This window comes from Propionibacterium acidifaciens, from assembly GCF_003798325.1.
Taxonomy (GTDB): domain Bacteria; phylum Actinomycetota; class Actinomycetes; order Propionibacteriales; family Propionibacteriaceae; genus Propionibacterium; species Propionibacterium acidifaciens.
Genome location: NZ_CP033719.1, coordinates 1,181,372 through 1,208,333, shown reverse-complemented (window position 1 = coordinate 1,208,333; position 26,962 = coordinate 1,181,372). Strand labels below are relative to the sequence as shown.

The following is a 26,962-nucleotide window of genomic DNA, read 5'->3' as shown; positions in this document are numbered from 1 at the left end:
GCACGTCTCGGGGCGGGGCCCGGGGCCTCTCCCGCCCGGGCGGTGACGGCATCGGTCGGGCGCTGGCGTCGTCCCTGCGTCCTGTCTCGTCGTGCGGAGACGTTCACTGCGCGCAGATCGACTGTCATCGCGCATTCTTCGCACGGTGAGTCCGCTGAGTCCGTTCGGGGCGGGCGCGGCGTCAGCGCTCGGCGAGCAGGGGCAGGGCGAACCGCCGCAGCGCCGGCGAACCGGTGAGACGGCGCGCGCCCATCCCGGCGTCCCGGAAGCATCGGTCGGGGTCGACGACGACCGCCCCGTCGATCTCGCGGACACAGGCGGGGTAGGCCTCGGGCGCCGGGGGAGCGCTCGGCCCCACCAGGTGCACCCGCGCCCCGGCGCAGAGCTCGAGCAGGCGCGGAAGGGTCTTGTTGGTCAGCGCCGAGCCGGTGATCGCGACGACCTCGCGGCCGGGCAGCTCGTACTCGCAGGCGGAATCGGGCAGGTCGTCGCCGCGGGGGCGCCGCTCCAGGACGACGGTCCGCCCGCCCAGCTGCTCGACGAAGGAGAAGTGCCCGATGACCGCGCTGCGGCTTCCGACCAGCACCGGCACGAGTCGGGCGCCGGCCTCGGCGCGTTCGTCCCAGGCCAGTCCCGGACGACCGGTCAGCCGCTCGGGCCGGGCGTACCAGGCGTTGAGCGCGGCGACCCCGAGGCTCGCCAGGCGCAGGTCCCAGCTCGTCGCGAGCGCGGCCACCTCGTGCAGCCCGGCCCCGACGACCGCCGGCTCGGGCCCGGTCGGCCCGCCCCGGTAGGTCATCGCCACGCCCATCGTCCCCGCGTCGGTGCCGACGACCGTCCAGCGGTTCACCAGCGCCCTCGTCACGGTGATGCCCTCGGGCACCCCGCCGATGAGTCGTCCGTACAGCTCCCATGGGTCCGCCATGGCGCACCTCCCGTTCGGGCCGCGGCTCCGGGGCCGTGGCGCATCCGCGCTCGACATCGTGCCACGCATTCGCGGACCCGGCATCCCGGCCCGATCGGAGCCGGACGGGCCTGTCCACGGGCCCTCGACGACGGGCCCCGGCTACGCTGGGAGGCATGTTCGGGACGGGGCCTGTTCGCGGGGCCCGGCTGCGGGGCCGTCCGTGGCAGGAGCGCCGCGTGCCGGTGCTGCGCGCACGTGCCGCGGACCCGGGCCCGGCTCGGACGACCCCGGGCGCCGTCCCGGGTCGGACCCGCCGAAGGAGTCGACGATGACCATTCCCGTCCCGGGCGAGGCCCTGGCCGGCGTGCTCGCCCGCTTCGGCGCGGCCGTCATGGTGACGCCGCGGTCCGGCTCCTGGTCGCGCGTGCTCACCGTCGACGCACACGCCGAGACGACGCCGGCCGGCGTCGAGATCGTCGTCGAGTCGCCGCACCCGGCCGGTCTGCGCCGGGTCGCCGCCGAGCCGCTCGTCACCCTCGTCTGGCCGCCGCTCGTGCACCACGGGCACAGTCTCGTCGTCGATGGCTGGGGCCGTGTCGACGGGCCCGACATCCGCGTCCGCCTCGACCACGCCGTGCTGCACCGTCCCGGCTCCCACTCCGACGGGCCCGACTGGCTCTGGTGAGGGCCCGTGGCGACGGGAGGCCCTGTGGGGAGGGGGATGGTTCCTCTCCGCCGGGGCACGCCCGGGCCCGGCCGGGGAGCCCCATCGATCCCCGGGCCCGACAGGCCGGGGGAGCCGACGACGGGGGCCCCATCGGCTCCGCGCTCCGGAATAACCGGGGCCCGGAAACGGTTGAGCCAGGTGGACTCAATGAGATGAGTTGAGTGCGCTACACTCAATGAGGTGCCGCTCGGAAGGGCGCACCGCGAGAGCGGACGAGGCTTGCGGGCCGGATGCGGACAGCACCCTGCGCAGCCGGCCCGGACAATTCAACAGTCATCGGGGCGCCGCCGGGAGGCGGGGCCCGCAAGGAGGAGGACGGCGCAGGCCGTCCCACTAGTGGAGGAACAACAATGGCTCGTGCAGTAGGTATCGACCTCGGCACCACCAACTCGGTCATCGCCGTTCTCGAGGGCGGCGAGCCGACCGTCATCCAGAACGCCGAGGGCGCCCGCACCACCCCGTCGGTCGTCGCCTTCGCCAAGAACGGCGAGGTCCTCGTCGGCGACGTCGCCAAGCGACAGGCCGTCACCAACCCCGAGCGTACGATCCGCTCGGTCAAGCGCCACATGGGCACCAGCTGGACGGCCGAGGTCGACGGCAAGACCTACCGTCCCCAGCAGGTGAGCGCCTACGTGCTCCAGAAGCTGAAGCGCGACGCCGAGGCCTACCTGGGCGAGGACGTCACGAACGCCGTCATCACCGTTCCGGCCTACTTCGGCGACGCCGAGCGGCAGGCCACCAAGGAGGCCGGCGAGATCGCGGGCCTCACCGTCGACCGCATCATCAACGAGCCGACCGCGGCGGCCCTGGCCTACGGCCTCGACAAGGCCGACCAGGAGCAGACCGTCCTCGTCTTCGATCTCGGCGGCGGCACCTTCGACGTCTCGCTGCTGGACATCTCCGACGGCGTCTTCGAGGTGAAGGCCACCAAGGGCGACGCCCGCCTGGGCGGCGACGACTGGGACCAGCGCATCGTCGACTGGCTCATCGGCCAGTTCAAGAACAAGAACGGCGTCGACCTCGGCAACGACAAGATGGCCAAGCAGCGCCTCCAGGAGGCCGCCGAGAAGGCCAAGATCGAGCTGTCGCAGGCCACCAGCACGAACATCAACATCCCGTACATCACGGCCAACCAGGCCGGCCCGCTCCACCTGGAGGAGTCGCTCACCCGCGCCGAGTTCCAGCGCCTGACCCAGGACCTGCTGGACCGCTGCCGCGAGCCCTTCCGCTCCGTGCTCAAGGACGGCGGCACCGGCGTTGGCGACATCGACCAGATCATCCTCGTCGGCGGCTCCACCCGGATGCCGGCCGTGCGCGACCTGGTGAAGGAGCTCTCCGGCGGCAAGGACCCGAACCAGTCGGTCAACCCCGACGAGGTCGTCGCCATGGGCGCGAGCCTGCAGGCCGGCGTGCTCAAGGGCGAGGTCAAGGACGTGCTGCTGCTCGACGTCACCCCGCTGAGCCTGGGCATCGAGACCCGCGGCGGCGTCATGACGCGCATGATCGAGCGCAACACGACGATCCCGACCAAGCGCTCCGAGATCTTCACCACCGCCGAGGACAACCAGCCCTCGGTGATGATCCAGGTCTACCAGGGCGAGCGCGAGTTCGCCCGCGACAACAAGTCGCTCGGCAACTTCGAGCTCACCGGCCTCATGCCGGCCCCGCGCGGCATGCCGCAGATCGAGGTGACCTTCGACATCGACGCCAACGGCATCGTGCACGTCTATGCGAAGGACACCGCTACCGGCAAGGAGCAGTCCATGACCGTCACCGGCGGCTCGGCCCTGAGCAAGGACGAGATCGACCGCATGGTCAAGGACGCCGAGGCCAACGAGGCCGCCGACAAGAAGCGCCGCGAGGCCGTCGAGATGCGCAACGAGGCCGACGCGCTGGTCTTCCGCACCGAGAAGCTGCTGGCCGACAACGGCGAGCAGATCTCCGACGACGTCAAGGCGCCGGTCACCGAGGCCGTCGGGAAGCTGAAGGAGGCCCTCAAGGGCACCGACAACGACGACGAGGTGCGGGCCGCCATGGACGACCTCAACCAGAAGGCCTCGGCCATGGGCCAGGCCATGTACCAGGCCGCGCAGGCCGCTGCGGCGTCGGCGCCCTCCGGCGAGTCCGGCGGCTCGTCGTCCGACGGCGGCGACAACGGTGGTGACGGCGGCGACGTCGTCGATGCCGAGATCGTCGACGACGACAAGTGATCGTCGGCGCCGGGGCCGACGCGCCGGTGATGCCGGAGCGTCGGACCGGCGCCCGTACGATGGCTGCTCGTGGAGGCCGTCCCGTCACCCGGACGGCCTCCACGGTGCGGCTGCTCGCCGGGGCCCACGGACGGGGCCGGCGACGGGCAGAATCGAAGAGCATCCACTGGTCGTGCGGGGGCCGTCCCGCACGGCCGCACCGCACCGGGCGCCGACCCGGTGCCATCGCCACGAGGAGCGAACACGATGACCAAGACCCCGGACCGGGGCGCCGAGCCGGACGAGCCCGCCGAGGGCGTCGGCGAGGAGTTCGCCGGTCTCACCCCCGAGGAGTTCCTCGCGCGGACCGCCGGGAGTGCCGCCGCCGAGCCCGCCGTGCCCGCCGACGGGCACGAGGGCCAGCAGGACGACCCGCTGGCCGTCGCCCAGAAGGAGCTGGCCGAGCGCACCGAGGACCTTCAGCGGCTGCAGGCCGAGTACGTCAACTACCGCAAGCGCGTCGAACGGGACCGCGACGTCGCCCGCATCCAGGGCGTCGAGTCGATCGTCCGCGATCTCATGCCGGTGCTCGACGCCATCGGCCAGGCCGAGGCGCACGGCGAGCTGACCGGCGGTTTCAAGCTGGTGGCCGACGAGCTCACGAGGGTCACGGCCGGTCACGGGCTCGCCGCCTTCGGCGAGCCCGGTGAGGAGTTCGATCCGCGCCGCCACGAGGCCCTCATGCAGGTGCCGGTGCCCGGCGACGGCGAGATGAGCATCCACGAGGTCATGCAGAAGGGCTTCGAGCTGGGCGGCACCGTCGTGCGTCCGGCGCGCGTCGTCGTCGCCGTGCCCACCGGCGAGCCCGACGGCGACGACGGGCCGGGGCGGTCGTCCGACGGGCAGCCGTCCGAGGCGCCGGGGGACGCGCCGGCGGGCGACGAACCGGAGGGCGACGAACCGGAGGGCGACTAGGGCAGCGGCCCGTCAGGAACGGGGCGCGGGATGACCACTTCCACGAGACGCGGTGAGGAGGCGCGACGATGAGCACGAAGGACTGGCTCGAGAAGGACTACTACAAGGTCCTCGGCGTCTCCAAGAACGCCAAGCCGGAGCAGATCAAGAAGGCGTTCCGCAGGATCGCCCGCGAGAACCATCCCGACCAGCATCCGGGCGACAGGAGGGCCGAGGAGCGCTTCAAGGAGGCCTCCGAGGCCAATGACGTGCTGTCCGACCCGGCCAAGCGCAAGGAGTACGACGAGCTGCGCGCCGGCGGGGGCTTCCACTTCAACCGTCCGGGCGGGGCCGGCGGCGCCAACGTCAACGACGTCTTCCGGAACATGACCGGGGGGATGGGCGACAGCGGCCTCGGTGATCTGTTCGGCGGCCTGTTCACCGGCGGGGCGAGCCGCCGCACGAGCGCCCGGCACGCCCGCCGCGGCGCCGACGTCGAGGGCGAGGTCTCGATCTCCTTCGGCGAGGCGGTCAAGGGCACGACCGTCGGCATGCAGATGGTCTCGGACGACGCCTGCCCGGCCTGCCGCGGCACCGGCGCCAGGGCCGGCACCGTTCCGCGCGTCTGCCCCAACTGCCAGGGCTCGGGCGTGCGGACCGGCAGCGCCCAGGGCGTCTTCGGGCTCACCGAGCCCTGCGCCACGTGCAGCGGCCGCGGCATGATCGTCGACGATCCGTGCACGAGCTGCCACGGGTCGGGACGGGCCAGGAGCCAGCGCACCATGCAGGTGCGCATCCCCGCCGGCGTCACCGACGGCCAGCGCATTCGCGTGCGCGGCAAGGGCAGCAAGGGCGAGAACGGCGGCGCGCCCGGTGACCTCTACGTGCTCGTGCACGTGGCGGCCCACCCGCTGTTCGGGCGCAGCGGCGACAACCTCACCGTCACCGTCCCGGTCACCTACGCTGAGGCCGCGCTCGGCGCCGAGATCGAGGTGCCCTCCCTGGAGGGCGGCCGGGTGCGGCTGCGCATCCCCGCCGGCACGCCCAACGGGCGCACCTTCCGCGTCCGCGGCAAGGGCATCGGCAGGGCCAAGGGCGGTCGCGGCGATCTGCTCGTGTCCGTCGAGGTGCAGGTGCCGGCGCACCTGTCGGACGCCGCGCGCGCCGCACTCGAGGACTACGTCAGGGCGGTCGCCGAGCCCGATCCGAGGGCCGGCATGGCCGCGCGGGCGGCGAAGGGGTGAGGACGATGCGCGGGGACAGGCTGCCTCAGGTCATCGACCCGGACGCCCCGATCTTCACCGTCTCGGTGGCGGCGTCCCTGGCCGGGATGCACCCGCAGACCCTGCGCGGCTACGACCGGATGGGCCTCGTCGTGCCGCGCCGCGCCAAGGGGCGGGGGCGGCGCTACTCGCCGCGCGACATCTCGCGGCTGCGCCTCATCCAGCACCTGTCGCAGGAGGAGGGCATCAACCTCAACGGCATCCGGCGCATCATCGACATGCGCGACGAGCTCGACCAGATGCAGCGCCGGCTCGACCAGATGACCGAGCTCATGGAGGAGCTGACCGAGGTGCGCGAGGAGGTCCAGCGGGTCTTCCTCGCCGGCCCGGGCGGCGAGGTCGACTACAGCCGCTACCGTCGCTCGCCGAGGCCGCGCGCCATCGAGAGGTGAGCGGCCCGCCGGCCGCACGGGTTCCCGAGGGGCCCGGGGAGCGGGACTGCTCCCCGGGCCCCTCGGCGTCCCGTTGCCTTGTCGGCGGCCCCGTTGGGATGGGTCACGGTCGCCGGGCCCGGCATGACTCGCTGTCCCCGTCGCACAGATGATCCGGGGCCGTCGTCACCGGAGCCGGTGGCGCCGGCCGACTGCTGAGGGGGACACCCCACACGACATGTGCCCGATCATGTTGGTTTCGTCACGATGAAACCCGTTCTCGCTGAGGTGTTGACAACGTAACACAACAGAACTAGACTTAAACGCAGATCAACGCAGATCCTGCCGTTCGCGGCACGTTCCACCGGGAGATCACACATGTCCCTACCTGACGCCACGGTCAACAAGAACCTCGAGGGCGGAGGCGCCCGCGCCTCCATCCAGCGCTTCGGGGGCTTCCTCGCCGGCATGATCATGCCGAACATCGGCGCCTTCATCGCCTGGGGCCTCGTCGCGGCCCTGTTCATCTCGTCCGGGTGGATCCCCGATGAGAACCTCGTGACGCTGAGCGATCCCATGCTCAACTATCTGCTGCCGCTGCTCATCGGCTACACGGGCGGCAGGACGGTCCACGGCACCCGGGGCGCCGTCGTCGGCGCGATCGCGACGATGGGCGTCATCGTCGGCGCCGACATCCCCATGTTCCTCGGCGCCATGGTGATGGGCCCGCTCGCCGCCTGGCTGCTCAAGAGGATCGACGGCTTCCTCGACGCCAGGGTCCCCTCCGGTTTCGAGATGCTCGTCGACAACTTCTCGCTCGGCATCCTCGGCCTCGTCCTGGCCATCCTCGGTCACGAGGGCGTCGGCCCGCTCGTCGACCTCTTCATGGGCTGGATGGCCGCCGGCGTGAACGCCCTCATCGGCCACCACATGCTGCCGCTGGCCTCGGTCCTCGTGGAGCCGGCGAAGGTGCTCTTCCTCAACAACGCCATCAACCACGGCATCCTCACCCCGCTGGGCACCGAGCAGGTGCGGACCGCGGGCCAGTCGATCCTCTTCATGGTCGAGTCCAACCCCGGTCCCGGCCTGGGCCTCCTGCTGGCCTACTGGGCCTTCGGCTCCCGGCGCATCCGTCAGTCGGTTCCCGGCGCCGTCATCATCCACCTGTTCGGCGGCATCCACGAGATCTTCTTCCCCTACGTGCTCATGAAGCCGAAGACGATCCTCGCCACCATGGCCGGCGCCATGTCCGGTCTGGCCGTCGGCACGCTGCTCGGCGCCGGCCTGTCCGGCCCGGCCTCGCCCGGCTCGATCATCGCCTGGTTCCTCATGTGCCCGCGGACCGGCTACCTTCCGATGATCATCGACTTCCTCGTCGCCACTGCCGTCTCCTTCCTCGTCGCCTCCGCGCTCATCCGCCCCGACAGGCGCAGGGACGACGCGGCCGATGCCGCCGAGCAGGCCCAGGAGGCCCGAGCCGCCGCAGCCGCCGGGGTCGACAGGGAGGCCGTCGGTACCGGCGACTTCGACGCCGCCGCCCTCACGAGGCTCGTCGTGGCCTGCGACGCCGGCATGGGCTCCTCGGTCATGGTCGCCTCGACGATGAAGAAGAGGCTGGCGCCCTACGGCGTCGAGGTCGTCCACACGCCGATCGACCAGATTCCCGACGGCGCGACCGTCGTCCTCACCCAGGAGGGCCTGGTCGAACGGGCCCGGGCGAAGTCGCCCCGGGCCACCGTCATCCCCTTCGTCAACTATGTCGGCGACCCGGTCTTCACCGAGGTCACCGACCGGATCAGGGCTGCTCGCGAGGCGCCTGCCGAGTCCGGTGGGCCCGCGCCGACGACCGGTGACGGCGACGCCGCGGGGGCGGTCGCCGCCGCCCGGGCCGTGCGGCGCAAGAAGTCGCTGGGCCGCGACATCCTGCCGGCCGGGGCGATCAGGCTCGGTCTCCACGCGACCGACAAGCAGGACGCCATCCGTCAGGCGGGCCAGGCGCTCGTCGACGTCGGCGCAGCCGGCCCCGAGTACGTCGACGGCATGATCGAGCGCGAGGGCCAGGTGTCCACCTACATGGGCGAGGGCGTCACGATCCCCCACGGCACGAACGAGGCCCGCGCCCACATCAGACGCGCCGCACTGGGGTTCCTCCAGTTCCCCGACGGCGTCGACTGGGACGGCCGGACGTGCTACGTGGCCATCCCGATAGCCTCGGCCTCCGACGAGCACGTCGGCATCATGTCGGCGCTCGCGAGCGTGCTGGCCGACAAGACCAGGGCGGAGCAGCTGCGCACCGCCACCACTGTTGAACAGGTCCAGGAGATCCTGGCCCCGGAGGAGGACTGAACAGATGAAGGCACTTCGTTTCCACGCTCCCGAGGACGTGCGTCTCGAGGACATTCCCGAGCCGCAGTGCGGCCCCGACGAGATCAAGATCAGGGTGCGGAACTGCTCCACCTGCGGCACCGACGTGAAGATCCGCCGCAACGGGCACCAGAACATCACCCGGGTCACGACGATGGGCCACGAGGTGGCCGGCGAGATCGTCGGGATCGGCGCCGAGGTGGCCGGTGACTGGCGGGTCGGCGACCGCGTCCAGTCGATCGCCGCCGTGCCCTGCGGCGAGTGCCACGAGTGCCGCAAGGGCTGGATGCAGGTCTGCGAGAACCAGACGAGCGTCGGCTACCAGTACGACGGCGGGTTCGCCGAGTACATGATCGTGCCGGCCCAGGTGCTCAGGGTCGACGGCCTCACCAGGATCCCCGACGGCGTCGGCTTCGCCGAGGCCAGCGCCGCCGAGCCCTTCGCCTGCGCCATCAACGCCCAGGAGCAGCTCGGCATCGAGGAGGGCGACTTCGTCGTCATCTTCGGCGCCGGCCCGATCGGCTGCATGCACACCCGCATCGCCCGCGGCGTGCACAGGGCCGGGACGATCGTCATGATCGACATCAACGCCGAGCGGCTGGAGATGTCCGCCCGGGCCGTCAACCCCGACATCACGATCGACGGCTCCACCGAGGACGTCGTCGCCAGGGTCATGGAGCTCACCGACGGCCGCGGCGCCGACGTCATCATCACCGCCACCCCGGCCAATGTGGCGCAGGAGCAGGCGCTGGCGATGGCGGCGCGCAACGGGCGCATCTCGTTCTTCGGCGGCCTGCCCAAGACCGATCCGACGATCACCTGCGACTCCAACCTCGTGCACTACCGCCAGCTGCACATCCACGGCGCCAACGGCTCGGCCCCCGAGCACAACAAGCGCGCCCTCGAGTACATCGCCTCGGGTCAGGTGCCCGTCGCCGATCTCATCACGCGGCACGTCCCGCTCGAGAACGCCCTCGAGGCCCTCGACATCGTGGCAGCAGGCGAGGCGATCAAGGTCACCGTCGAGCCCTGAGCCGGCCGGTCGACGGACCGTACCACCATGCCGAGACCCGTGCGCCCCGCAGATCTGCGGGGCGCACGGGTCCGTCCGTGGGAGCCCGAGCCGTGGTGCTGCCTGTCCGGGGACGGGGCCCGTTCGGGGCGTGCTCTTCCCTGCCCTCGGGCCCGTGTGCGCCGTTCGTCCCCGGGCCGGTCCCACGGGACCATGGCGAGGTCGCGGCGATGAGGAGGGCCCTCACGGGCCGGGCTCTCGGTTCGTCGCAGCGCTCTGCGCGGCCGTGGAATCCGTGCGGTCCTCACGGGCCGGGCCCTCGGGGGCGTCCCCGACCCGCGCCTCCCTCGGGACGGCCCGGAACGGATGGCCCGGAGCCGTCCCGGCCCCGCGGGCCCGGCCGGGCTCAGCCGGTCGGCACGCAGGCGCACATGCTCGAGCCGTCGGTGATCCGTCCGGTGATGCACAGCGGTTTCGTCGCCGTCTGCGTCGAGGGTGATGACGAGATCCTGGTCCCCGTCGGCGTCGGTGTCGACCTGCTGCGCGTCCGCCACGGTGGAGCCGGTGCCGCCGTCCTGGGCGAGGGCGCCGGTGTCGATGCTGGTGACGGGCATCTGGGGGCCTCCCCTGAGGACCATGGTGCGCCGCCCGCCACCGGTGGTCGAGTCGTCGCCCGTCGCCGGGACGACGTCGCTGACGAAATCGGTCATCCCCCGGTCATCGGTGACGACGGCGGTGACGCTGACGGGCTCATCGGCCGGGAGCGGGATCGTGCTCCTGGCCCCCTCGGCGAGCTCCTCGCCGCTCTGGCGCTCGACATACCAGTCGACCCTCGTCACGGTGCCGTCAGGGTCGGTGCTCGCCGAGGCGTCGAGATCCAGCCGGTCGCCGGAACGGGTGATCCGCACGTCCCCGGCCGGCCGGACATCGGTGCTGGCGACGCCCGGCTCCTGCTGGATGAGGTCACATCGCACTTGGACGGGGGGAGTGAGGAGATTGTTCTTGATATGCATTGCGATCCATTGACTGGCCCTGCACCGTGATATCTGTCACTCATCGGCTCGCCTCGGTGGTGGACTCCGACCGGGTCCTCGTCATGGACAGGGGGAGTTTGACGGCGTCCGGGACGCACGCTGAGCTTCTCCGGTCATCCCAGCTGCACCGTGACCTGATCCGCTCACGGCTCATGTGCTGAGCGGCGCGATCGGCCGCGAGGTCCTCCATGACTTCGGTCCTCGGAATCTTCCCCGGCTCGTCCCGCGGGCCCGGACGGCGGCGGCACGCGGCCCGGCGAGGGCCTACGATGCTGCGCGTGACCCCGTGAGGCTCGGGGCGGAGCACGGCGGGACGACGCACCGGCTGGGTGCGCGACCGGGAGGGGCAGCAGTGGCCGAGAACGATCACTCCACCGACACGCGCATGGCGCAGCGGCAGACCGGGCGCCTTCAGCGCACCCTCGGCCGCTTCGACATCGTCTTCCTCATCTTCTCGGCCGTCGTCGGCCTCGAGATGCTCGGCTCGGTCTCGGCCGAGGGCCCCCAGACCTTCACCTGGCTCGTCTTCCTCATCGCCCTCTTCCTCGTGCCCTACGCCCTCGTCTTCGCCGAGACCGGCTCGGCCTTCCCCGGCGAGGGCGGCGTCTACCTGTGGTCGCGCCGGGCCTTCGGCCGCCCGGTCGCCGCCGTCGCCTCCGCCCTCACCTGGATCACCCAGCCCGTGTGGGTCGGCGGTTCGATGGCCTTCCTCAACGCCGAGGCCGCCCGCACCCACCTCGTCCACTTCGAGGAGGGCTCGGGGCCCGACTACGCGTTCAAGATCTGCTTCATCTGGATCACCGTGCTGGCAGCCATCCTGTCGCTGTCGCGGGCCAAGTGGATCCCGACGGTGGGCGCCTTCTTCAAGCTCGGCTTCATCGGCCTCTTCGTCGCCACGGCCGTCGTCCACGCCCTCGAGAACGGCGTCCAGCCCCTGACCCGGAGCGGTTTCGCCCCGACCCGGGAGGGCTTCATCACCCTCATCCCGCTGCTGCTGTTCGCCTTCCTCGGCTTCGAGAGCTCCTCGAGCGCCTCCGGCGAGATGAAGGACGCCCAGCGCGACGTCTCGGTCTCGGTGCTGCGCTCCTCGGCGATGGCCGGCGTCTTCTACACGATCCCCGTCCTCACGATCCTCCTCGTCATCCCGCCGGGGCGCATCGACGGCATCTCGGGCCTGCTCGCCGCCGTGTCCACCGTCTTCTCGGTCTACGGCCCGGCCGCCCCCGTCATGATGACGATCGCCGTCGTCATGTTCACGCTGGCCAACATCGGCCAGGGCGCGGCGTGGATGATCATGTCCGACCGCATGCAGGCCATGGCCGCCGCCGACGGCTCGTTCTTCGGCGGCTTCTTCGGCCGCTTCCAGCCCAGGCTCGGCACCCCGGTCCGCGTCAACCTGCTCTCGGGCGTCGTCTCGACGTCCTTCATGATCGCCGCCATGAGCCTCACCGGCTCGAGCGCCGCCCTCTTCAACGTCGTCCTCGGCGTCTCGATCACGACCTACCTGTTCAGCTATCTCATCGTCATCCCGGCCGCCATGAAGCTGCGCGTCTCGGAGCCGGACGTCGTGCGGCCCTTCCGCGTGCCCGGCCCGGACTGGGTCTTCTGCGCGCTGTGCCTCGTCACGACGGCCTTCGTCGCGCTCGGCTCGTGGGTGAGCATCTTCCCCGGCACGCTCGAGACGCTCCTCGGGGTCGGCTACGACTTCTCGCAGGCCTCCGGCGTCTCGTACGCCTCCTTCGAGGCCCTCACGTTGGGCACCCTGGCCTTCATCGTCCTGCTCGCCCTCGTCGGCTACATCCGCGGCCGACGGGTGCGCGAGTACCGGGACTGAGAGGGCCGGTCACGAGGGCTCGGCGAGAAGCGCCTCCTCGCGTCGGGCCTCCACCCGCTCATGCCGTGACGATCCCCCGGGCGGCCCGCGGCGCCCCCGCGGGCGGATGTGGGAGGATCGGGGCACGAGATCCCATCCGTCGAGGAGGAGTATGAGAAAGACGCGTTGCGCGGCGGCCCTCATGGCCGGGGTCCTCGCCGTGACCGGTTTCGTCGGGTGCAGCTCCGAGAAGAACGGCTCGGCCGGCGGGGCCACGCCCTCCAGCGCCAGCCCCACCCCGACCGTCGCCTCCGAGACGCTCCTCGACCAGATGAACGACGCCATCGCGCAGGCCTCGTCGGTCCACGTGGTCGACGTCCAGCGCATCGACCAGTCCGGGACGACCCGCACCATCGACGCCCTCGGCGCCGTCGACGGCTCGAACCTGTACGCCGCCCTCACCGAGGGCGACTCGTTCGCCGAGGTCTCCGTCGCCGACGGCACCACCTGGGTGCGCGGCAACGAGACCTACTGGAAGGTCACCAACAAGCTCGCCGACGACAAGTACGAGCTCATCAAGGACAAGTGGGTCAAGGTCGGCGCCGACAGCGCCTCGAAGCTGGACCAGTCCACCATCCCCCGCTCGCTCGTCGACCTCGTGCTGAAGGATCTCGACACGAGCGCGGTCGATCGCTCCAGCTTCGGCACCACCGACGACGGTGCGCAGACCATCGTGCTCACCGACGGCCGCAACACGGAGTTCGTCCTCGACCCGGCCACGAGCCTGCCGCTGTCGATGACCGACGGCGCCAGCGACCTGACCTTCGACAACTGGAACGCCGTGCCCGCCCAGCCGGCCCCCCCTGGCGACCAGGTCGTCGACGGCAGCGGCGGCTGACGCGCCGGCCGTTCCTCGCACAGCGCCGGACGGAGCGGGGCGCCCACCGGCCGGTGGGCGCCCCGCTCGTGCGTTGTTCGCGTCATGGTCGCGCAGCCCGGCTGCGGCTGGGCCGGGGGCGTTCTGCCCGTGCATCGCCGCGGACCGCGGCCCGCGGCGATGCGCGCGTTGGCGGCCGTCGAACCCGGCGGGCCCGCCCCGCGCGCCGTGGCCGGGCCGGTTCCTGCGCTCACGCCAGCGCGATGAGCTGCACGAGGAGGATCTTGACCACCGTGCCCAGCGCGAAGAGCGCCCCGTAGGCCGAGTCGATGCGCTCGTCGTTGACGAGCGAGTTCGCGTAGCCGAGCACCGCGGGCTGGCCGACGAAGCCCGCGAAGCCGCCGGTGGCCCGCTGCGCCGACAGGCCGAGGCGGCGCGCGGCGAGCAGCAGCCCGGCGCCGCCGAGGGCCAGCGAGCCGGCCGAGACGAGCACGATCCGCAGGCAGTCCCACGTGAGCAGCTTCGACGAGAAGGCCGGGCCGGTGGCCAGGCCGACGCAGGCGAGGAAGATCATGAGGCCGAGCTGGCGCAGGATCCGGTTCGTCGCATGGGGGAGGTCCCAGCGGAAGGGCCCGGTGCGGTGCAGGGCGCCGAGGACCATGCCGACGACGAGGGGGCCCGCCGCGGCGCCGAGGCTGAAGCGCAGACCGCCGGGCAGCGGCACCGCGACGGCGCCGGCGAGCATGCCGAGGGCGATGCCCATGCCGAGGGTCAGCGCGTCCACCTGCGAGACGCCCGCCTCGGAGTCGCCGAAGAAGTCCTGCGCGTCGCCGAGACGCCCGCGGGGCACGACGGCCAGCACCCGGTCGCCGGGCTGCAGGACGAGGTCGTCGGTGGCGAGCATCTCCAGGTCGCCGCGGCGCACCCGGGTGACGATGCCGTCGCATTGCTCGCGCACGTCCAGGTCACCCAGGGCGCGCCCGGCCAGGTGCGGGTTCGAGACGACGAAGCGGCGGAAGTCGACATCGCGGCGGTTCTCGGTGAGCACGTGCCGGGTGCGGTAGCCGAGGAAGCCGACCGCGGCGTTGACGTCGGCCGGCATGCCCACGACGAGCACCTCGTCGCCGGCGTGCAGCTCGTCCGTGCGGCTCATGACGCGCATCTGGCCGTCGCGCAGCAGATAGCTCATGCGGATCCTCGACGGCCAGCCGGGGATCTCCTCGATCCGCGCGTCGCGGGTGACCCTGGTGCTCACGGCCTTGATGCCGGCCTCGGCCATCGAGACGTTGTCGCGCCGGCCCGGCCAGCGCCGCGTGGCGACCACGACGACGACGACCATGGCGACGACGACGCCGGTCGGGTACGAGACGGCGTAGGCGAAGAGCGTGTCGGGGGAGTTGCCGGTGGCCTGCTGGGCGGCGTCGATGGCCGGCGAGGTGAGCACGCCGGCGAACAGCCCGCTGACGTGGGCGGGTGTCAGGCCGAGGGCCCGGCCCGCGGCGAGCCCCGTGGCCGCCATGACGACGAGGGCGCCGATGCTCGCCACCATGAGCGCCCACTGGCGCCTCAGGTCCGACAGGAGGGTCGAGCCGGCTGAGAGGCCGACCGTGTAGCAGAACAGGACGACGCCGAGCTGCCTCACGAGCGTCATGCCCTCGCCGAGCCGGGGGTCGAGCATGCCGACGAGCAGGCCGACGAAGAGCGCGCCGGCCGCGCCGAAGCGCAGCGGACCGAACCTGATCTGGCCGAGCAGCGCCCCGAGGGCGAGGACGCCCATGATGGTGACGAGCGGGTGTGCGGCGAGAAAGTCGATCATCCTGGCCCTGACTGGTCGGTTCCGGGGTGCCCGTGGGCGGCGGGACCGGCGCGGCGGCCGGGCCACTGCGCTGCGGACCATTCGATCCTACGTCCCGGCGCGGCCGGACCCCGGAGGCGGAGGACGGCGCCCGCCTCGCCGCGCGCGAACGGGGCCCGGGGACGATGGTCGGCGCGAGGCCCGGGGCCCGCTGCGCGCGGGGGCCGGTCCGCGCCTTCCGCGGCGGCCTGCATGATCTCGCCGGGGCCCGCTGCGCGCGGGGGCCGGGCATGACGACGGGCGGTGATGCCCCGGGCCGGCTCGCGTCGTGCGAACGGGGCGACCAACGAGGCAACGGGTCGGTGCCGGAGCCGGAGTGCCCATCTCGGAGCCCCTGTGTTGGGATTAGTGAGTTCATGTCGGAAAAAGGCTGGCTTTCTCTCGAACCAGGCACTAGAATCCAACGTATAGTAACATTCGGTTCGTCGGGGCCGGCGGGGATGCCGGGTCGTCGTCCACGGGGCTGCGGCCACGGGCGCAGTCGCTCCCCGAGGCGGGCCGATGCGTGTCCCTCGGTGCGGGCGCCCCGGCCCCGCACCGGCGATGATCCCAATGACGGGAGGTGGGCCATGTACCCGCAGGAGCGCCACAGGTGGCTCGTCGAGCATGCGCGCCAGAGCGGCCGCGTCTCGGTGGCCGAGGCCTCCGCGCAGCTCGGCGTCGTCCCCGAGACGATCCGCCGCGACCTCGACCAGCTCGCCGCCCGGTCCCTGCTGCGGCGCGTCCACGGCGGCGCGATCCCCGCTGGTTTCGACCAGCTGGGCGACGCGCCGCTCGACACCCGTGACGCCTCGGCCGTCGAGGAGAAGGAGCGCATGGCCGCCCGGGCGGTCGACGAGCTGCCGGCCGACGGCGGCACCATCCTGCTCGACGCCGGCTCCTCGGTGGGGCGGCTGGCCGCCCGCCTGCCCGCCGGCTCGCACCACGTCGTCTTCACGAACTCGGCCCCCATCGCCGCGCTCGTCGGCGCGCGCACCAGCTGCGAGGTGCGCCTCATCGGCGGGCGGTTGCGCGGCACGACGTCCGCCACCGTCGGCAACGCCGCCGAGTTCGAGCGGCTTCGCGTCGACGTGGCCTTCATGGGCACCAACGCCCTGTCCGTCGAGCACGGCCTGTCGACGCCCGACATGGACGAGGCGGCCACCAAGACCGCCATGATCGGCGCGGCCCGCACCGTCGTCGTGCTCGCCGACGCCCGCAAGATCGGCGCCGAGTCCACGGTGCGCTTCGCCGCCCTCGACGACGTCGACGTCCTCGTCACCGACACCGGCATCCCGCAGCGTCAACTCGAAGTCATCCGGAACAAGGACCTGAAGGTGGTCTGCGCATGATCGTCACCGTCACCGCCAACCCCAGCCTCGACCGCTCCGCCGCCCTGGCGTCCCCCATCGTCCGCGGCCAGGTGCACCGCCTGTCCGACATCTCGGTCGTCGCGGCGGGCAAGGGCGTCAACATCTCCCGGGCCCTCCGCAACGCCGGCGTGCCGACCCGGGCGGTCGTCCCCGCGCCCGAGCACGACCCGCTGCTCACGGGCATGGCCGCCGCCGGCATCGACCACCTCAGCGTGCCCGTCGCCCACCCGGTGCGCACGAACCTGACGGTCACCGAGCCCGACGGCACGACGACGAAGTTCAACGAGCCCGGCGCCGGGCTCGACGCGGACGAGCGCGCCGGCCTCGAGGCCGCCGTCGGCGAGGCCGCCGTCGGCGCCGACTGGATCGTCATGAGCGGCTCCCTGCCGCCGGGCCTGCCCGTCGACTGGTACGCGCGGATGGTCGCCGCCCTGCGCGCGAGCGGCGCGCGGATCGCCGTCGACACCTCCGACGCCCCGCTCGCCGCCCTGGCCGGTGCGCTGCCCCAGGCGGCCCCCGACCTCATCAAGCCCAACTCCACCGAGCTCGCCCGGATCTGCGGTGGGGACGGCGACGCCATGGAGGAGGCCGCCTCGCACGGCGACTTCGGCGTCGTCCTCGAGAACGCCCGCGGCCTCGTCGCCAAGGGCATCGAGCGCGTCATGGTGACGCTCGGCGGTGCGGGCGCCCTGCTCGTCACCGCGGACGGCGCCTGGCACGGGCTCGCCGCACCCATCGAGGTGCGGTCGACCGTCGGCGCGGGGGACTCCTCGCTGGCGGGCCTGCTCATCGGGCTGGCCGCCGACGCCGACGATGACGCGGCCCTGGCGAGGGCCGTCGCCTGGGGCACGGCCGCTGCCGGTCTGCCCGGATCCACCATTCCCGACCCCGAACTGGCGGCGCGCGTGCAGGTTCGCGTCACCGCCGTCTGACCCGCGGCCCCGCCGGAGGAGCGGCGCCGCCCGCCGCATCGCCGCCCCTCCGGCGACACCGTCAGCCGCCGCCGCGCGGCGTGTCCAGACCGCACCCGATCCCTGTGGGTGCGCCCCGATCCGGTTCGTCCGTCGGTCGCACCCTGGTTAGGAGAATCGTTCATGTCCGAATCCATCATCGTGCCGGAGATCGTCGCCCTCGACGTCGATCTCGGCTCGACAAAGACCGAGGTCATCACCGCCCTCGCCGGCATCATCGGCGGGGCCGGCCGGGCCGATGCCGCGGGGCTGACGCGCGACGCGCTGGCCCGCGAGGAGAAGTTCCCCACCGGCATGCCCGGACGCTTCGCCATCCCGCACTGCCGCTCGGAGGCCGTCACGAGGTCCTCGCTCGGCTTCGCCAGGCTCTCGCGCCCCGTCGACTTCGGCGGCAAGGACGGCCCGGCCGACATCATCTTCCTCATCGCGGCCGGCACCGACGGCGGCGAGGAGCACATGAAGCTGCTCACGAAACTGGCCCGTGCGATGGTGCACGAGGACTTCGTCCAGGCGCTGCGCGAGGCCCCCGACGCCGACGCGATCGTCACTCTGGTGCGCGACGTCGTCGAACCGCCGGCCCGTGCCGCGGCACCCGCGCCGGCCCCCGGGGCCTCCTCCCCGGCGGAGAAGGCCCCCGGCTCCTCGACGGCGCGCATCGTCGCCGTCACCGCGTGCCCCACCGGCATCGCCCACACCTACATGGCCGCTGACTACCTCACCGCGGCGGCGAGAAAGGCCGGCGTCGACCTGCAGGCCGAGCCCCAGGGGTCCTCGGGCTACGAGCCCCTGCCGCCGGAGGTCATCAAGGCGGCCGACGCCGTCATCTTCGCCACCGATGTGGGCGTCAAGGGCCGCAGCCGCTTCGCCGGGCTGCCCGTCGTCGAGTCCGGCGTCAAACGGGCCGTCAACGAGCCCGACGCCATGGTCGCCGAGGCCGTCGCCGCCATCGACGACCCGCACGCCCACCGGGTGCACGCCGCCGAGGCGGTCGGCGCCGACGCCGAGGAGGAGAAGTCGCAGCTCGGCTGGGGCAAGCGCATCCAGCAGGCCCTCATGACCGGCGTCTCGTACATGATCCCCTTCGTCGCGGCCGGCGGCCTGCTCATCGCGCTGGGTTTCCTGTTCGGCGGCTACGAGCTCGGTGTCAAGGACGGCAACCAGGCCCTCGGCCTGAACATCGCGCTCGGCAACAGCCTCGCGAACCTGCCGGACGCCACCGGCCACGCCCTGGGCGGCTCACCGGTCATGACCTACATCGGCGCCGTGCTCTTCGCCATCGGCCAGGCGGCCTTCGGCTTCCTGCTGCCGGCTCTGGCCGGCTACATCGGTTTCGGCCTGGCCGAGCGCCCCGGCATCGCGCCCGGCTTCGTCGCCGGCGCCGTCGCCTCGCTCACCGGAGCGGGCTTCATCGGCGCCATCGTCGGCGGCCTGGTCGGCGGTCTCGTCGCCTACTGGTTCACCACTCTCAACCCGCCGCGCTGGCTGCGCGGGCTCATGCCGGTGGTGATCATCCCGCTCGTCGGCTCGTTCGTGGCCGGCGGCCTCATGTACGTCGTCCTCGGGCGCCCGCTGGCCTGGCTGACCACCGCCATGAACGACGGGCTGTCGGGCATGAGCGGGGCCTCGGCGGTCATCCTGGGTATCGTCCTCGGCCTCATGATGTGCTTCGACCTGGGCGGGCCAGTCAACAAGGCCGCCTACCTGTTCGCCACGACGAACCTCAACGTGGTCAACATCGGCTCGATGAAGGTCATGGCCGCGACGATGGCCGCCGGCATGGTGCCGCCGCTGGCCATGGCCCTGTCGACGGCCCTGCGTCCGAAGTACTACACGGCGGCCGAGCGCGAGAACGGCACGGCGGCCTGGCTGCTCGGCGCCTCGTTCATCTCCGAGGGCGCCATCCCGTTCGCGGCCGCTGATCCGCTGCGCGTCATCCCCTCGATGATGGCCGGCGGCGCCGTCACCGGTGCGCTGTCGATGGCGCTCGGCGCCGCCTCGAAGGCCCCGCACGGCGGCATCTTCGTGTTCTTCGCCATCGACCGCTTCTGGGCCTTCGTCCTGGCGATCGCCGTCGGCGCCGTCGTCGCCGGGCTGCTCGTCACCCTGCTCAAGGGCATCGCTTGGCGCAGGAAGGAGGCGGTCGCGGGGCAGGACGCCTCGGCGGTGGTCACCGCCTGAACCGCATCATCCTCGGCGAGGGGGCCGGCAGGGCGCAAGCTCCGCCGGCCCCCTCGCCGTCCCGGTGCGGGGCGGTGGGGTCGCAGCCATCGGGGGAGGGCGGTCCCGGCAGCCCGCCGCCGGGACCGGGAGAAGGGCGCCTCGGCGCCGGTTTTCGTTCCTGAACCGCTGTCGTGGGCGTCTGTTCGTGCGCAGTCCGCGGGTGAGCGCTCACGGACGCATTCGGGACGCGAGACCGGTCGGTCCGATGACTCGGCGCGGCTCGGATCGATCCATGGGATCTGTCAGGGGCCGCTCGTGACCGACGGCGCCGGGGCGGTGCCCGCCCCGGCGCGGCTCCTCAGGTCTCGCCCGTGACGACCTCGCCGCCGTCGGAGCCGCCCCACTGCGACCAGGAGCCGTCGTAGAGCAGCCCGTCGTCGCGCCCGACCAGTTCCAGGGCCAGCAGGACGACGGTCGCCGTCACCCCCGAACCGCAGGAGGCGATGGGCCGCCTGTCCGCCGGGACCGCCCTGTCGAGGATCGCACGCAGCTCGGCGGGCCCGCGCATGGTGCGCCCGTCCACGAGCAGCTCGGTGAAGGGCACGTTGACGGCGCCGGGCATGTGCCCGGCCCGCAGGCCGGGGCGCGGCTCGGGCACCGCTCCGGTGAAGCGCTCGTGGGAGCGGGCGTCGACGACGACGAAGCCCGGATCGGCCAGCAGCCCCGCCAGCTCCTCCATCGGCATGACGGCCGGCTCGAAGGAGCCGCTCGCCGTGAAGTCGCCCGGTTCGGGCCCCTCGTGGGGATCGGCTCCGGCGGGCCAGGATCCGGTGGGGCCGCCGGCGTCCAACCAGGCGGGCAGGCCGCCGTCGAGGACGCTGACCCGCCGGTGGCCGGCCCGGCGCAGCATCCACCGCGCCCGCGGCGAGGAGAAGATCCCGGCGCCGTCGTAGACGACGACGCGACTGGCCTCGTCGACCCCCAGGCGGCGCACCTGCTCCTGGAAGCGGCTGATGGAGGGCAGGGTGTGGGGGAGCCCCGAGCCCGGTGCGGCCATGGCGACGTCGTGGTCGAACCATCGGGCGCCGCGGATGCGCGGCGAGGACGGCGCCGGGCCCATCGTGGCGTCGAGCACCACCAGATCCGGCTCGTCCAGGTGCTCGGCGAGCCAGCCGACGTCCACCAGCGCGGGCGCCCCGGCCGGCGGACCGGTGGCGACTGATGCGGTGCTCCCCGGTGCCGTGTCGCTCATCGGTGCTCCTTCCACGCGGCGACGGCGCTCCGCCCGATTCAGCGCGCCCCGCCAGAGTCAGCGTACTGGCGACCGGGCCGCTCCTCCACGGCCGCTCCCCGGCCCGGACCCGCGGGCGGGGCGGCCGAGCAGATCTCGGCGCCGAGGAGGCGGAATCCGGGCCCGCGCCCGAGGAGGCCGAAGCGCTGACCGGCATCGTCCCGGCGGGCTCCCCGGCCCGGGCCCGCGCCCGGTGGAAGCGGGGTGAAAGCGCCGTGAAAGCGGTGCCGGCCAGTGTGGGGGCCATGAGCACGACAACACCGATCACGCAGTCCAGGGGCACGGTTCCGGACGGCTCCCCGCACGATCCCGCCCCCCTGGCGATCGAGGCCCGAGGCCTGCGGCGCCGCTTCGGGTCCTTCATCGCCGTCGACGGCCTCGACCTGAGGGTGCCCGAGGGCACCGTCTACGGGCTCCTGGGGCCCAACGGCGCGGGCAAGTCCACCGTGGTGAGGATGCTCACCACGCTGCTGCGCCCCACCGCGGGCGAGGCGAGCGTCATGGGGCACGACCTGCTTCGCGAGCCCCATCGGGTGCGCAGCGCCATCGGCGTCGCGGGCCAGTACGCGAGCGTCGACGAGAACCTCACCGGCGCCGAGAATCTGCGCCTGTTCGCCCGACTCACCGGGCTGTCGGGCCGCGACTGCCGCACCCGGGCCGACGAGCTCCTGGCGGCCTTCGCCCTCGCCGACGCCGCCGGCAAGCAGGTCCACGGCTACTCGGGCGGGATGCGCCGTCGCCTCGACCTGGCGATCTCCCTCGTCGCCGCGCCGCCCCTGATCTTCCTGGACGAGCCGACCACGGGGCTGGACCCGCGCACCCGCGAGCAGATGTGGGACGTCGTCGAGGGCCTCGTCGCCCGGGGCGCCACGGTCCTGCTCACCACCCAGTACCTCGAGGAGGCCGACCGCCTGGCCGACCGGATCGGCATCATCGATCACGGGCGCATGATCGCCGAGGGGACCGCCGACGAGCTCAAGGACGCAGTGGGCTCCTCCACGCTCGTCCTCACGTTCCCCGCCCCCGCCGACGAGGAGCGGGCGGTCCGGATCATCACCGCGCTCACGGGGGAGGACGCCCCGGCCAGTCGCACCGCCGGCAGGGTGCACGTCCCCCTGCCCGAGGACGCCTCCGCGGCGGCGACGGACGTGCTCGTGGCCCTGCGCGAGGAGGGCCTCGCCCCCGTGTCCGTCTCCGTCGACCGGCCCAGCCTCGACTCGGTCTTCCTCGCCCTGACCCGCCACGACCCCGCCCCGGACGCCCACGACGCGCCCGCCGCCGACACCGACACCGACACCGAGGAGATCGCATGAGCACCATCGTCCGGCCCCCGTCCGGCCTGCTGACCACCCGCACCCGCCGCCCGCGAGCCCGCCGCTTCGCCGAGTCCCGCCTGGCGTCCGACACCGCCGCCATGGCGTGGCGCTCGTGGCTCACGATGCTGCGCACCCCGGCGGAGTTCTTCGACGTCCTCATCCAGCCGGTCCTGTTCACCGTCATGTTCGGCGAGCTGCTCGGCGGCGCGATCAGCGGCGACGTGCGGAGCTACCTGCCCATCCTCGTGCCCGGGCTGATCATGACCAATGTGCTCACCACCTGCCAGAGCGTGGGGGTCGACCTGCGCGAGGACATGGACAAGGGGGTCTTCGACCGCTTCCGCGCCATGCCGATGTCGCGGCTGGCCCCGCTGCTCGGCCCGATGACGACCGATCTGCTGCGCTACGGCGTGTGCAGCGCCCTGACCCTCGTCACCGGCGTCGTCATGGGCTACCGGCCGGGCGGCGGCTGGTGGGGCGGCCTCGGCGCGGTCGTCCTGGCCACGGGCTGCGCCTGGGCGATCTCGTGGCTCTTCCTCCTGCTGGGCACGCTCTTCCCGTCGACGCAGGCGGTCACGAGCTTCAACACGATCCTCCTGTTCCCCCTGTGCTATCTGTCCAATGCGATGGTGCCCATCGCCACCCTGCCGCACTGGCTGAAGGTCTTCGCCGAGCACAATCCGGTCTCCTACACGGTGAGCGCCCTGCGCTACGCCCTGGACGGGACGGCCGGGACGGGGACCGCCGGTGACCTGCGGTGGGCCGTGCTGGGCTGCCTCGTCATCGTGGTCGTCGCGGCGCCCCTCACCGTGCGGCGCTACCAGAGGCCGAGCGCGTCATGAGCGGCGCGTGAACGGGAGGCGCCGGGGGCGAGGCGTCCGGTGCGCGGGGCCCGGGAACCGGGTCCTCCCCCTCGAGCGGCCGAGGTCGAGCGGCCGAGGAGGGCCTCCGTCGCGCCCGCCCCGTCGGCGCGGCTGGGCCGCATCGGGCGGCCGCGGGCGGGCGCCCGATGGGCTCTGGCGGGTCGACGAGGGCGGATCTGATGGGGTCCGGCGGGCATGTGGCGTCGAATGCCGGCGCTGATGCCGGGGGTCGACGGGGCGGGTCTGACGGGGGGTGCCGGTCGCGGCCGGCGGGCACCGGGCTCAGAGCAGGCCGACGAGCTCGCCGCTCAGGCGCCGCATCTCGTCGACGAGCCCCTCGCGGGGCACCCGGCCGGCCCGGCGCCGGCCCCGCTCCCGGGCCCGGGGGTCGATCCGGCCCGCCCGGCGCTCCAGCTCGGGCCGCGAGAGCAGCCGCGAGGTCTGGTTCGGCCCGCAGGCCAGGGCGACGGCCAGCAGCTGCGCCCCGGCCACCTCGCCCGGCGGCCCGGCCAGGGCGCAGGACAGCCCCACCGCGCAGGCCAGCGCCGACGTCGTCGGCAGGTCGAACCGGCTGGCGGCGGGGTCCTGGAGGATCCGCCCCAGCGCGCGCAGGCCGCGGCGCCGCATCGCCGGGGCCTCGAGCTCGGCCGCCGTCCGCTCGTCGAGCTCGCAGTCGAGGACCAGGCAGGTCGCGATGCCGTAGACCTCCCACGGGCTGGCCGCCGGGATGGCCGGATCGGCCCCGATGCGCTCGAGGAAGGCCCTGGGGGTGAGGGCAGCCTCGCGCGGCCGGCCGCGCAGCAGCTCCATCTCGCCGCTGAGGAAGGCCGTCACGAAGGCCGCCATGCCGGGGACCCGCAGGCGGGAGCCGCTGGCCAGGAGCGCATCGGCCCTCTCCGGGCTCGGGTCGAGGTAGACCTCGCAGCACGCGCGCTGGAGCCGCAGCGCCTCGACGTGGATGCCCCGCAGGGCCGTGCTCCCGACCTCGTCGAGGAGCCGGGTGCACTCGTGGTGCGCCGCCGCGTAGTCGCCCGTCTCGAGTACGAGGCGCAGGCCGTCGAGCTCCAGCTCGAGGAGCTGCCCGCCCGGCAGCCCGTCGGCCCGCATCCGGGCGAGCAGGGAGCGGTTGAGGGCCAGGGCCGCGGCGAGCTCGCCGCGGTTCTCCAGGTCCATGACGACGCGGCAGCCGGCCGCCCAGGCGGTCCACGGGTCCTCGTCCTCGGCGAGCGCCGGCCATTCGTCCGGGGGAGTGCGCACGAAACGGCGGATGCCCGCCAGCCAGGCGCCCTCGCCGGCGAAGGCCTCGGGGATGCGCGAGCGCACCGACTCGGGCAGCGGCCCCAGGAGCCAGGCGTTCGTCGTGGCGCGGTGGAGGATGAGCATCCGGGCGGTGTTGCCGCGCATGTCCGGCGCGGGCGTGGCCGCCGGCCCGAGGAGACGGGGAATCCACGTGGCGACCTGGCTGTAGCACCAGCTCGACGACCAGCAGGCCAGTAGCGCCGCCCCGAGCACGAGGGCGTCCTCCCACGCCGGCGGGCTCCCGTCGTCGCCGGCGGCGCGGCCGAGCTGGAGCACGAGGCTCGCCTCCTCGGCCAGGAGGAGCTCGGCGGGCCCGTCTCCCCCTGGGACCTCGCCGTCCGCCCGTGCCGGGGCGAGGACCCTCTCGGCGAGACCGAGCGCCCATCCGCGCACCGCGTCCCGGGCCGGCGCCTCGTCCGGGTCGCCGCGGAGCGCGTCGAGCACGAATTCGCGCATCGAGGCGAGCATGTGCAGTCGCGGCGGCTCGGCCGTGTCGACGTCCAGGAGGGAGTGGGCGACGAGGGCGTCGACGAGGACGGCCGCCTCGGGACCCAGCACCGCCTCCGCCGTGTCCAGCGTGAACCCGTCCCCGAGGAGGGCGCAGCGGGACAGGGCCCGGCGCTGCTCCTCGGACAGGAGGCGCAGGGACCACTCGATGACGGCCGTGAGCGTGCGCTGGCGCTCGGGCAGGTCCCGGGGGCCGCCCGGACCCGTGAGACTCCCGACGAGCCGGTCGGCGACCTGGCCGACCGACATGATCCGCGTGCGCGCGGCGGCCAGCTCGATGGCCAGCGGTATGCCCTCCAGGGCGGGCAGCAGTCTGTTCAGGTCCGCGTCGTCGAGCTCCTGGTGGGGGCGCGCGGCGAGTGACCGCTCCCGGAAGAGCGCCTTCGAGGCCTCGACGGTCAGCGGGGCGAGCCGGTGGACGTGCTCGGCGGCCAGGTCCAGCACCCGCCGGGACGTGACGAGGACGTGCAGGCCCGGCCGGGCCTGCAGGAGCGGCCCGATGAGGTCGGCCAGGGGTTCGACGAGCTGTTCGCAGTCGTCGAGCACGAGGAAGGTGCCCGGGGCCGCCACGGCCCGTGCGAGGGCGGCGCGGGGGTCCTCGCCGGCCCGGGGGCGCTGGTTCATCGCGCCGAGCATCCCCTGCGCGAGGCGCCGGGCCGCATCGGCCCGGTCCGCACCGGACCGGGCCCCGGACGGCTCAGCGGGCCCCGGGGCGAGCGCCGTCATGGTGAGGACCCTCACCACCGGGAAGAACGAGCGCGAGGCCACCTCCTGGGCGAGGCTCGTCTTGCCGACTCCGCCCGGACCCGTGATCGTCACGAGACGGCGGCCCGCCACCGCGTCGGCGACCGCGCGCACATCGGCTTCACGTCCCTGGAGCGGCCCGGTGCGCGGCCGCAGCCCCTGCCTCACGGGGTTCTCCGCGGCCAGGGCCGCCTCGTGGGCCGCCCTGAGCAGGGGGCCCGGGACGGCCCCGCGCTCGTCGAGCAGGCGCCGATGGCTCTCGTAGCGCTCCAGCGCAGCGGCGGGGGAGCCGGTCCAGGCCTCGCAGCGCACGAGGGCCGCCAGGAGCGCCTCGTCGCCGGGGAGCTCCGCCGCGAGCTCGCGCAGGAGGGGCGCGGCCTCCCCGTAGCGGCCGAGGGCGTCGAGGCCGAGGGCCCGGGCGCGGAGGCAGTCCGCCAGGGCGGTGCGCGCCCTGGCGAGCACGGCCCCGCGCGGCGAGCCGATGTCGTCCCCGCCGTCGGGGACCGCGGGCAGGGCTCGTGTGAGCGCCACCGCGGCCGCCGGGTCCCGCGCCTCGAGCGCGGCGACGGCCCGCCCGGCCCGCGACAGCAGACGGGCCTGGTCGACGTCGTCCGGGGCCAGGGCGAGCGCGTAGCCCGCGCCGCGTCGTGCCACCGCGTCGGTGCCGAGCAGGGCCCTGGCGCGCGAGACGACGGTCTGCAGCGACTGGTGCGGGTGTCCGGGCGGGACGTCGGGCCACAGCTCCTCGACGAGCTCGTCCTGGCCCACGGGGGAGCCCTCGGCCAGGGCGAGGGCGTGGACGAGCACCGCAGCGCGCCCGGTGAGCGGACGCCCGTCGCAGGAGGGCGGCTCGTCGAGCAGACGAAGACGCGCCGGCCCGCCGGCCGGGGGCGTCCCGGGGGCCGTGCCGGGCTGCACCATTGATGAGCCTCCAGGGGTCGAGGAGCCGGAACGGACTGCGCCATCATCTCACGCGCAGGGCCACGACCCCTCGTCCTCGGCCCCGGCGGGCCGGGCGCCGCGCGCCGGCCTCCCCCGCGGGACGTCATCGCGGTGGGAGCGGGGGCGCCGCG

Annotated in this window: 19 protein-coding genes; 15 read left to right on the top strand and 4 right to left on the bottom strand. The window is 73.4% G+C overall.

Going from position 1 to position 26,962, the window contains the following annotated elements; genetic code table 11:
- Positions 1–181: 181 nt before the first annotated feature.
- The gene (locus tag EGX94_RS05130) at positions 182–925 is read right to left on the bottom strand and encodes a Rossmann-like domain-containing protein (protein WP_021797799.1); all 744 of its coding nucleotides are present in this window, start codon (positions 923–925) and stop codon (positions 182–184) included.
- A gap of 310 nt (positions 926–1,235) precedes the next feature.
- On the opposite strand from EGX94_RS05130, the gene EGX94_RS05125 reads away from it, so the two are divergent.
- The 10 genes from EGX94_RS05125 (at position 1,236) to EGX94_RS05085 (ending at position 13,552) form a co-directional block, all read left to right on the top strand.
- Positions 1,236–1,592, top strand: a complete 357-nt coding sequence (locus tag EGX94_RS05125) for a hypothetical protein (protein WP_021797814.1) — start codon at positions 1,236–1,238, stop codon at positions 1,590–1,592.
- 392 nt (positions 1,593–1,984) lie between these two features.
- Entirely contained in the window at positions 1,985–3,844 is a 1,860-nt protein-coding gene (gene dnaK, locus EGX94_RS05120; protein ID WP_021797808.1) for a molecular chaperone DnaK, read from the top strand.
- A 246-nt stretch (positions 3,845–4,090) separates the two neighbouring features.
- Positions 4,091–4,798, top strand: a complete 708-nt coding sequence (locus tag EGX94_RS14165) for a nucleotide exchange factor GrpE (RefSeq protein ID WP_021797805.1) — start codon at positions 4,091–4,093, stop codon at positions 4,796–4,798.
- Between the two features lie 68 nt (positions 4,799–4,866).
- Complete coding sequence (gene dnaJ, locus EGX94_RS05110) at positions 4,867–6,021, top strand: molecular chaperone DnaJ (protein ID WP_021797801.1); 1,155 nt, start codon at positions 4,867–4,869, stop codon at positions 6,019–6,021.
- Between the two features lie 5 nt (positions 6,022–6,026).
- On the top strand, positions 6,027–6,452 hold the full coding sequence (locus EGX94_RS05105) for a heat shock protein transcriptional repressor HspR (RefSeq protein WP_028706944.1): 426 nt from the start codon (positions 6,027–6,029) through the stop codon (positions 6,450–6,452).
- Positions 6,453–6,809: 357 nt separating this feature from the next.
- Complete coding sequence (locus EGX94_RS05100) at positions 6,810–8,777, top strand: PTS mannitol transporter subunit IICBA (protein ID WP_021797800.1); 1,968 nt, start codon at positions 6,810–6,812, stop codon at positions 8,775–8,777.
- A gap of 4 nt (positions 8,778–8,781) precedes the next feature.
- The gene (locus tag EGX94_RS05095; RefSeq protein ID WP_021797812.1) at positions 8,782–9,828 is read left to right on the top strand and encodes a zinc-dependent dehydrogenase; all 1,047 of its coding nucleotides are present in this window, start codon (positions 8,782–8,784) and stop codon (positions 9,826–9,828) included.
- 410 nt (positions 9,829–10,238) lie between these two features.
- On the top strand, positions 10,239–10,850 hold the full coding sequence (locus tag EGX94_RS13360) for a hypothetical protein (RefSeq protein WP_021797807.1): 612 nt from the start codon (positions 10,239–10,241) through the stop codon (positions 10,848–10,850).
- Between the two features lie 376 nt (positions 10,851–11,226).
- Positions 11,227–12,675, top strand: a complete 1,449-nt coding sequence (locus EGX94_RS05090) for an APC family permease (protein ID WP_051245651.1) — start codon at positions 11,227–11,229, stop codon at positions 12,673–12,675.
- Between the two features lie 151 nt (positions 12,676–12,826).
- Positions 12,827–13,552 carry a hypothetical protein gene (locus EGX94_RS05085; protein ID WP_123825977.1) on the top strand — a complete coding sequence of 242 codons (726 nt, stop codon included), beginning with the start codon at positions 12,827–12,829 and terminating at the stop codon, positions 13,550–13,552.
- A gap of 229 nt (positions 13,553–13,781) precedes the next feature.
- Here EGX94_RS05085 and EGX94_RS05080 read toward each other — a convergent pair whose 3' ends face one another.
- Positions 13,782–15,347 carry an aspartate:alanine exchanger family transporter gene (locus tag EGX94_RS05080; RefSeq protein ID WP_021796958.1) on the bottom strand — a complete coding sequence of 522 codons (1,566 nt, stop codon included), beginning with the start codon at positions 15,345–15,347 and terminating at the stop codon, positions 13,782–13,784.
- Positions 15,348–15,955: 608 nt separating this feature from the next.
- Between EGX94_RS05080 and EGX94_RS05075 the strand changes: the two genes are divergently transcribed.
- From EGX94_RS05075 to EGX94_RS05065, 3 genes are all read left to right on the top strand, one after another.
- Complete coding sequence (locus EGX94_RS05075) at positions 15,956–16,717, top strand: DeoR/GlpR family DNA-binding transcription regulator (protein ID WP_021796618.1); 762 nt, start codon at positions 15,956–15,958, stop codon at positions 16,715–16,717.
- Positions 16,714–17,670 carry a 1-phosphofructokinase family hexose kinase gene (locus EGX94_RS05070; RefSeq protein ID WP_021796622.1) on the top strand — a complete coding sequence of 319 codons (957 nt, stop codon included), beginning with the start codon at positions 16,714–16,716 and terminating at the stop codon, positions 17,668–17,670. Before EGX94_RS05075 ends, EGX94_RS05070 begins: the two co-directional genes overlap by 4 nt.
- 162 nt (positions 17,671–17,832) lie before the next feature.
- Positions 17,833–19,887: a PTS fructose transporter subunit IIABC gene (locus tag EGX94_RS05065; RefSeq protein WP_021796615.1), complete on the top strand. Its 2,055-nt coding sequence runs from the start codon at positions 17,833–17,835 to the stop codon at positions 19,885–19,887.
- Between the two features lie 340 nt (positions 19,888–20,227).
- Here EGX94_RS05065 and EGX94_RS05060 read toward each other — a convergent pair whose 3' ends face one another.
- Positions 20,228–21,121, bottom strand: coding sequence for a sulfurtransferase (locus EGX94_RS05060; protein ID WP_021796621.1), 894 nt, complete (start codon positions 21,119–21,121; stop codon positions 20,228–20,230).
- Between the two features lie 284 nt (positions 21,122–21,405).
- Between EGX94_RS05060 and EGX94_RS05055 the strand changes: the two genes are divergently transcribed.
- Both EGX94_RS05055 and EGX94_RS05050 read left to right on the top strand, forming a co-directional pair.
- Positions 21,406–22,473, top strand: a complete 1,068-nt coding sequence (locus EGX94_RS05055; RefSeq protein ID WP_081707300.1) for an ATP-binding cassette domain-containing protein — start codon at positions 21,406–21,408, stop codon at positions 22,471–22,473.
- A complete protein-coding gene (locus EGX94_RS05050) occupies positions 22,470–23,318 on the top strand; it encodes an ABC transporter permease (RefSeq protein ID WP_021796617.1) in 849 nt (282 codons plus the stop codon). Before EGX94_RS05055 ends, EGX94_RS05050 begins: the two co-directional genes overlap by 4 nt.
- A 303-nt stretch (positions 23,319–23,621) precedes the next feature.
- Here the strand turns inward: EGX94_RS05050 and EGX94_RS05045 are convergent, their stop codons facing one another.
- Positions 23,622–26,810 (bottom strand): BTAD domain-containing putative transcriptional regulator, encoded by a 3,189-nt coding sequence (locus tag EGX94_RS05045; protein WP_123825975.1) that lies wholly within the window; start codon positions 26,808–26,810, stop codon positions 23,622–23,624.
- Between the last annotated feature and the right edge of the window lie 152 nt (positions 26,811–26,962).

Coding starts and splice junctions, on each gene's coding strand:
- EGX94_RS05050 (WP_021796617.1), top strand. CDS start 22,470: ATGAGCACCATCGTCCGGCCCCCGTCCGGCCTGCTGACCACCCGCACC.
- EGX94_RS05090 (WP_051245651.1), top strand. CDS start 11,227: ATGGCGCAGCGGCAGACCGGGCGCCTTCAGCGCACCCTCGGCCGCTTC.
- EGX94_RS05125 (WP_021797814.1), top strand. CDS start 1,236: ATGACCATTCCCGTCCCGGGCGAGGCCCTGGCCGGCGTGCTCGCCCGC.
- dnaJ (WP_021797801.1), top strand. CDS start 4,867: ATGAGCACGAAGGACTGGCTCGAGAAGGACTACTACAAGGTCCTCGGC.
- EGX94_RS05065 (WP_021796615.1), top strand. CDS start 17,833: ATGTCCGAATCCATCATCGTGCCGGAGATCGTCGCCCTCGACGTCGAT.
- EGX94_RS05045 (WP_123825975.1), bottom strand. CDS start 26,810: ATGGTGCAGCCCGGCACGGCCCCCGGGACGCCCCCGGCCGGCGGGCCG.
- EGX94_RS05055 (WP_081707300.1), top strand. CDS start 21,406: ATGAGCACGACAACACCGATCACGCAGTCCAGGGGCACGGTTCCGGAC.
- EGX94_RS05080 (WP_021796958.1), bottom strand. CDS start 15,347: ATGATCGACTTTCTCGCCGCACACCCGCTCGTCACCATCATGGGCGTC.
- EGX94_RS14165 (WP_021797805.1), top strand. CDS start 4,091: ATGACCAAGACCCCGGACCGGGGCGCCGAGCCGGACGAGCCCGCCGAG.
- EGX94_RS05100 (WP_021797800.1), top strand. CDS start 6,810: ATGTCCCTACCTGACGCCACGGTCAACAAGAACCTCGAGGGCGGAGGC.
- EGX94_RS05095 (WP_021797812.1), top strand. CDS start 8,782: ATGAAGGCACTTCGTTTCCACGCTCCCGAGGACGTGCGTCTCGAGGAC.
- dnaK (WP_021797808.1), top strand. CDS start 1,985: ATGGCTCGTGCAGTAGGTATCGACCTCGGCACCACCAACTCGGTCATC.
- EGX94_RS05130 (WP_021797799.1), bottom strand. CDS start 925: ATGGCGGACCCATGGGAGCTGTACGGACGACTCATCGGCGGGGTGCCC.
- EGX94_RS05060 (WP_021796621.1), bottom strand. CDS start 21,121: ATGAGCGACACGGCACCGGGGAGCACCGCATCAGTCGCCACCGGTCCG.
- EGX94_RS13360 (WP_021797807.1), top strand. CDS start 10,239: ATGCTCGAGCCGTCGGTGATCCGTCCGGTGATGCACAGCGGTTTCGTC.
- EGX94_RS05085 (WP_123825977.1), top strand. CDS start 12,827: ATGAGAAAGACGCGTTGCGCGGCGGCCCTCATGGCCGGGGTCCTCGCC.
- EGX94_RS05105 (WP_028706944.1), top strand. CDS start 6,027: ATGCGCGGGGACAGGCTGCCTCAGGTCATCGACCCGGACGCCCCGATC.
- EGX94_RS05075 (WP_021796618.1), top strand. CDS start 15,956: ATGTACCCGCAGGAGCGCCACAGGTGGCTCGTCGAGCATGCGCGCCAG.
- EGX94_RS05070 (WP_021796622.1), top strand. CDS start 16,714: ATGATCGTCACCGTCACCGCCAACCCCAGCCTCGACCGCTCCGCCGCC.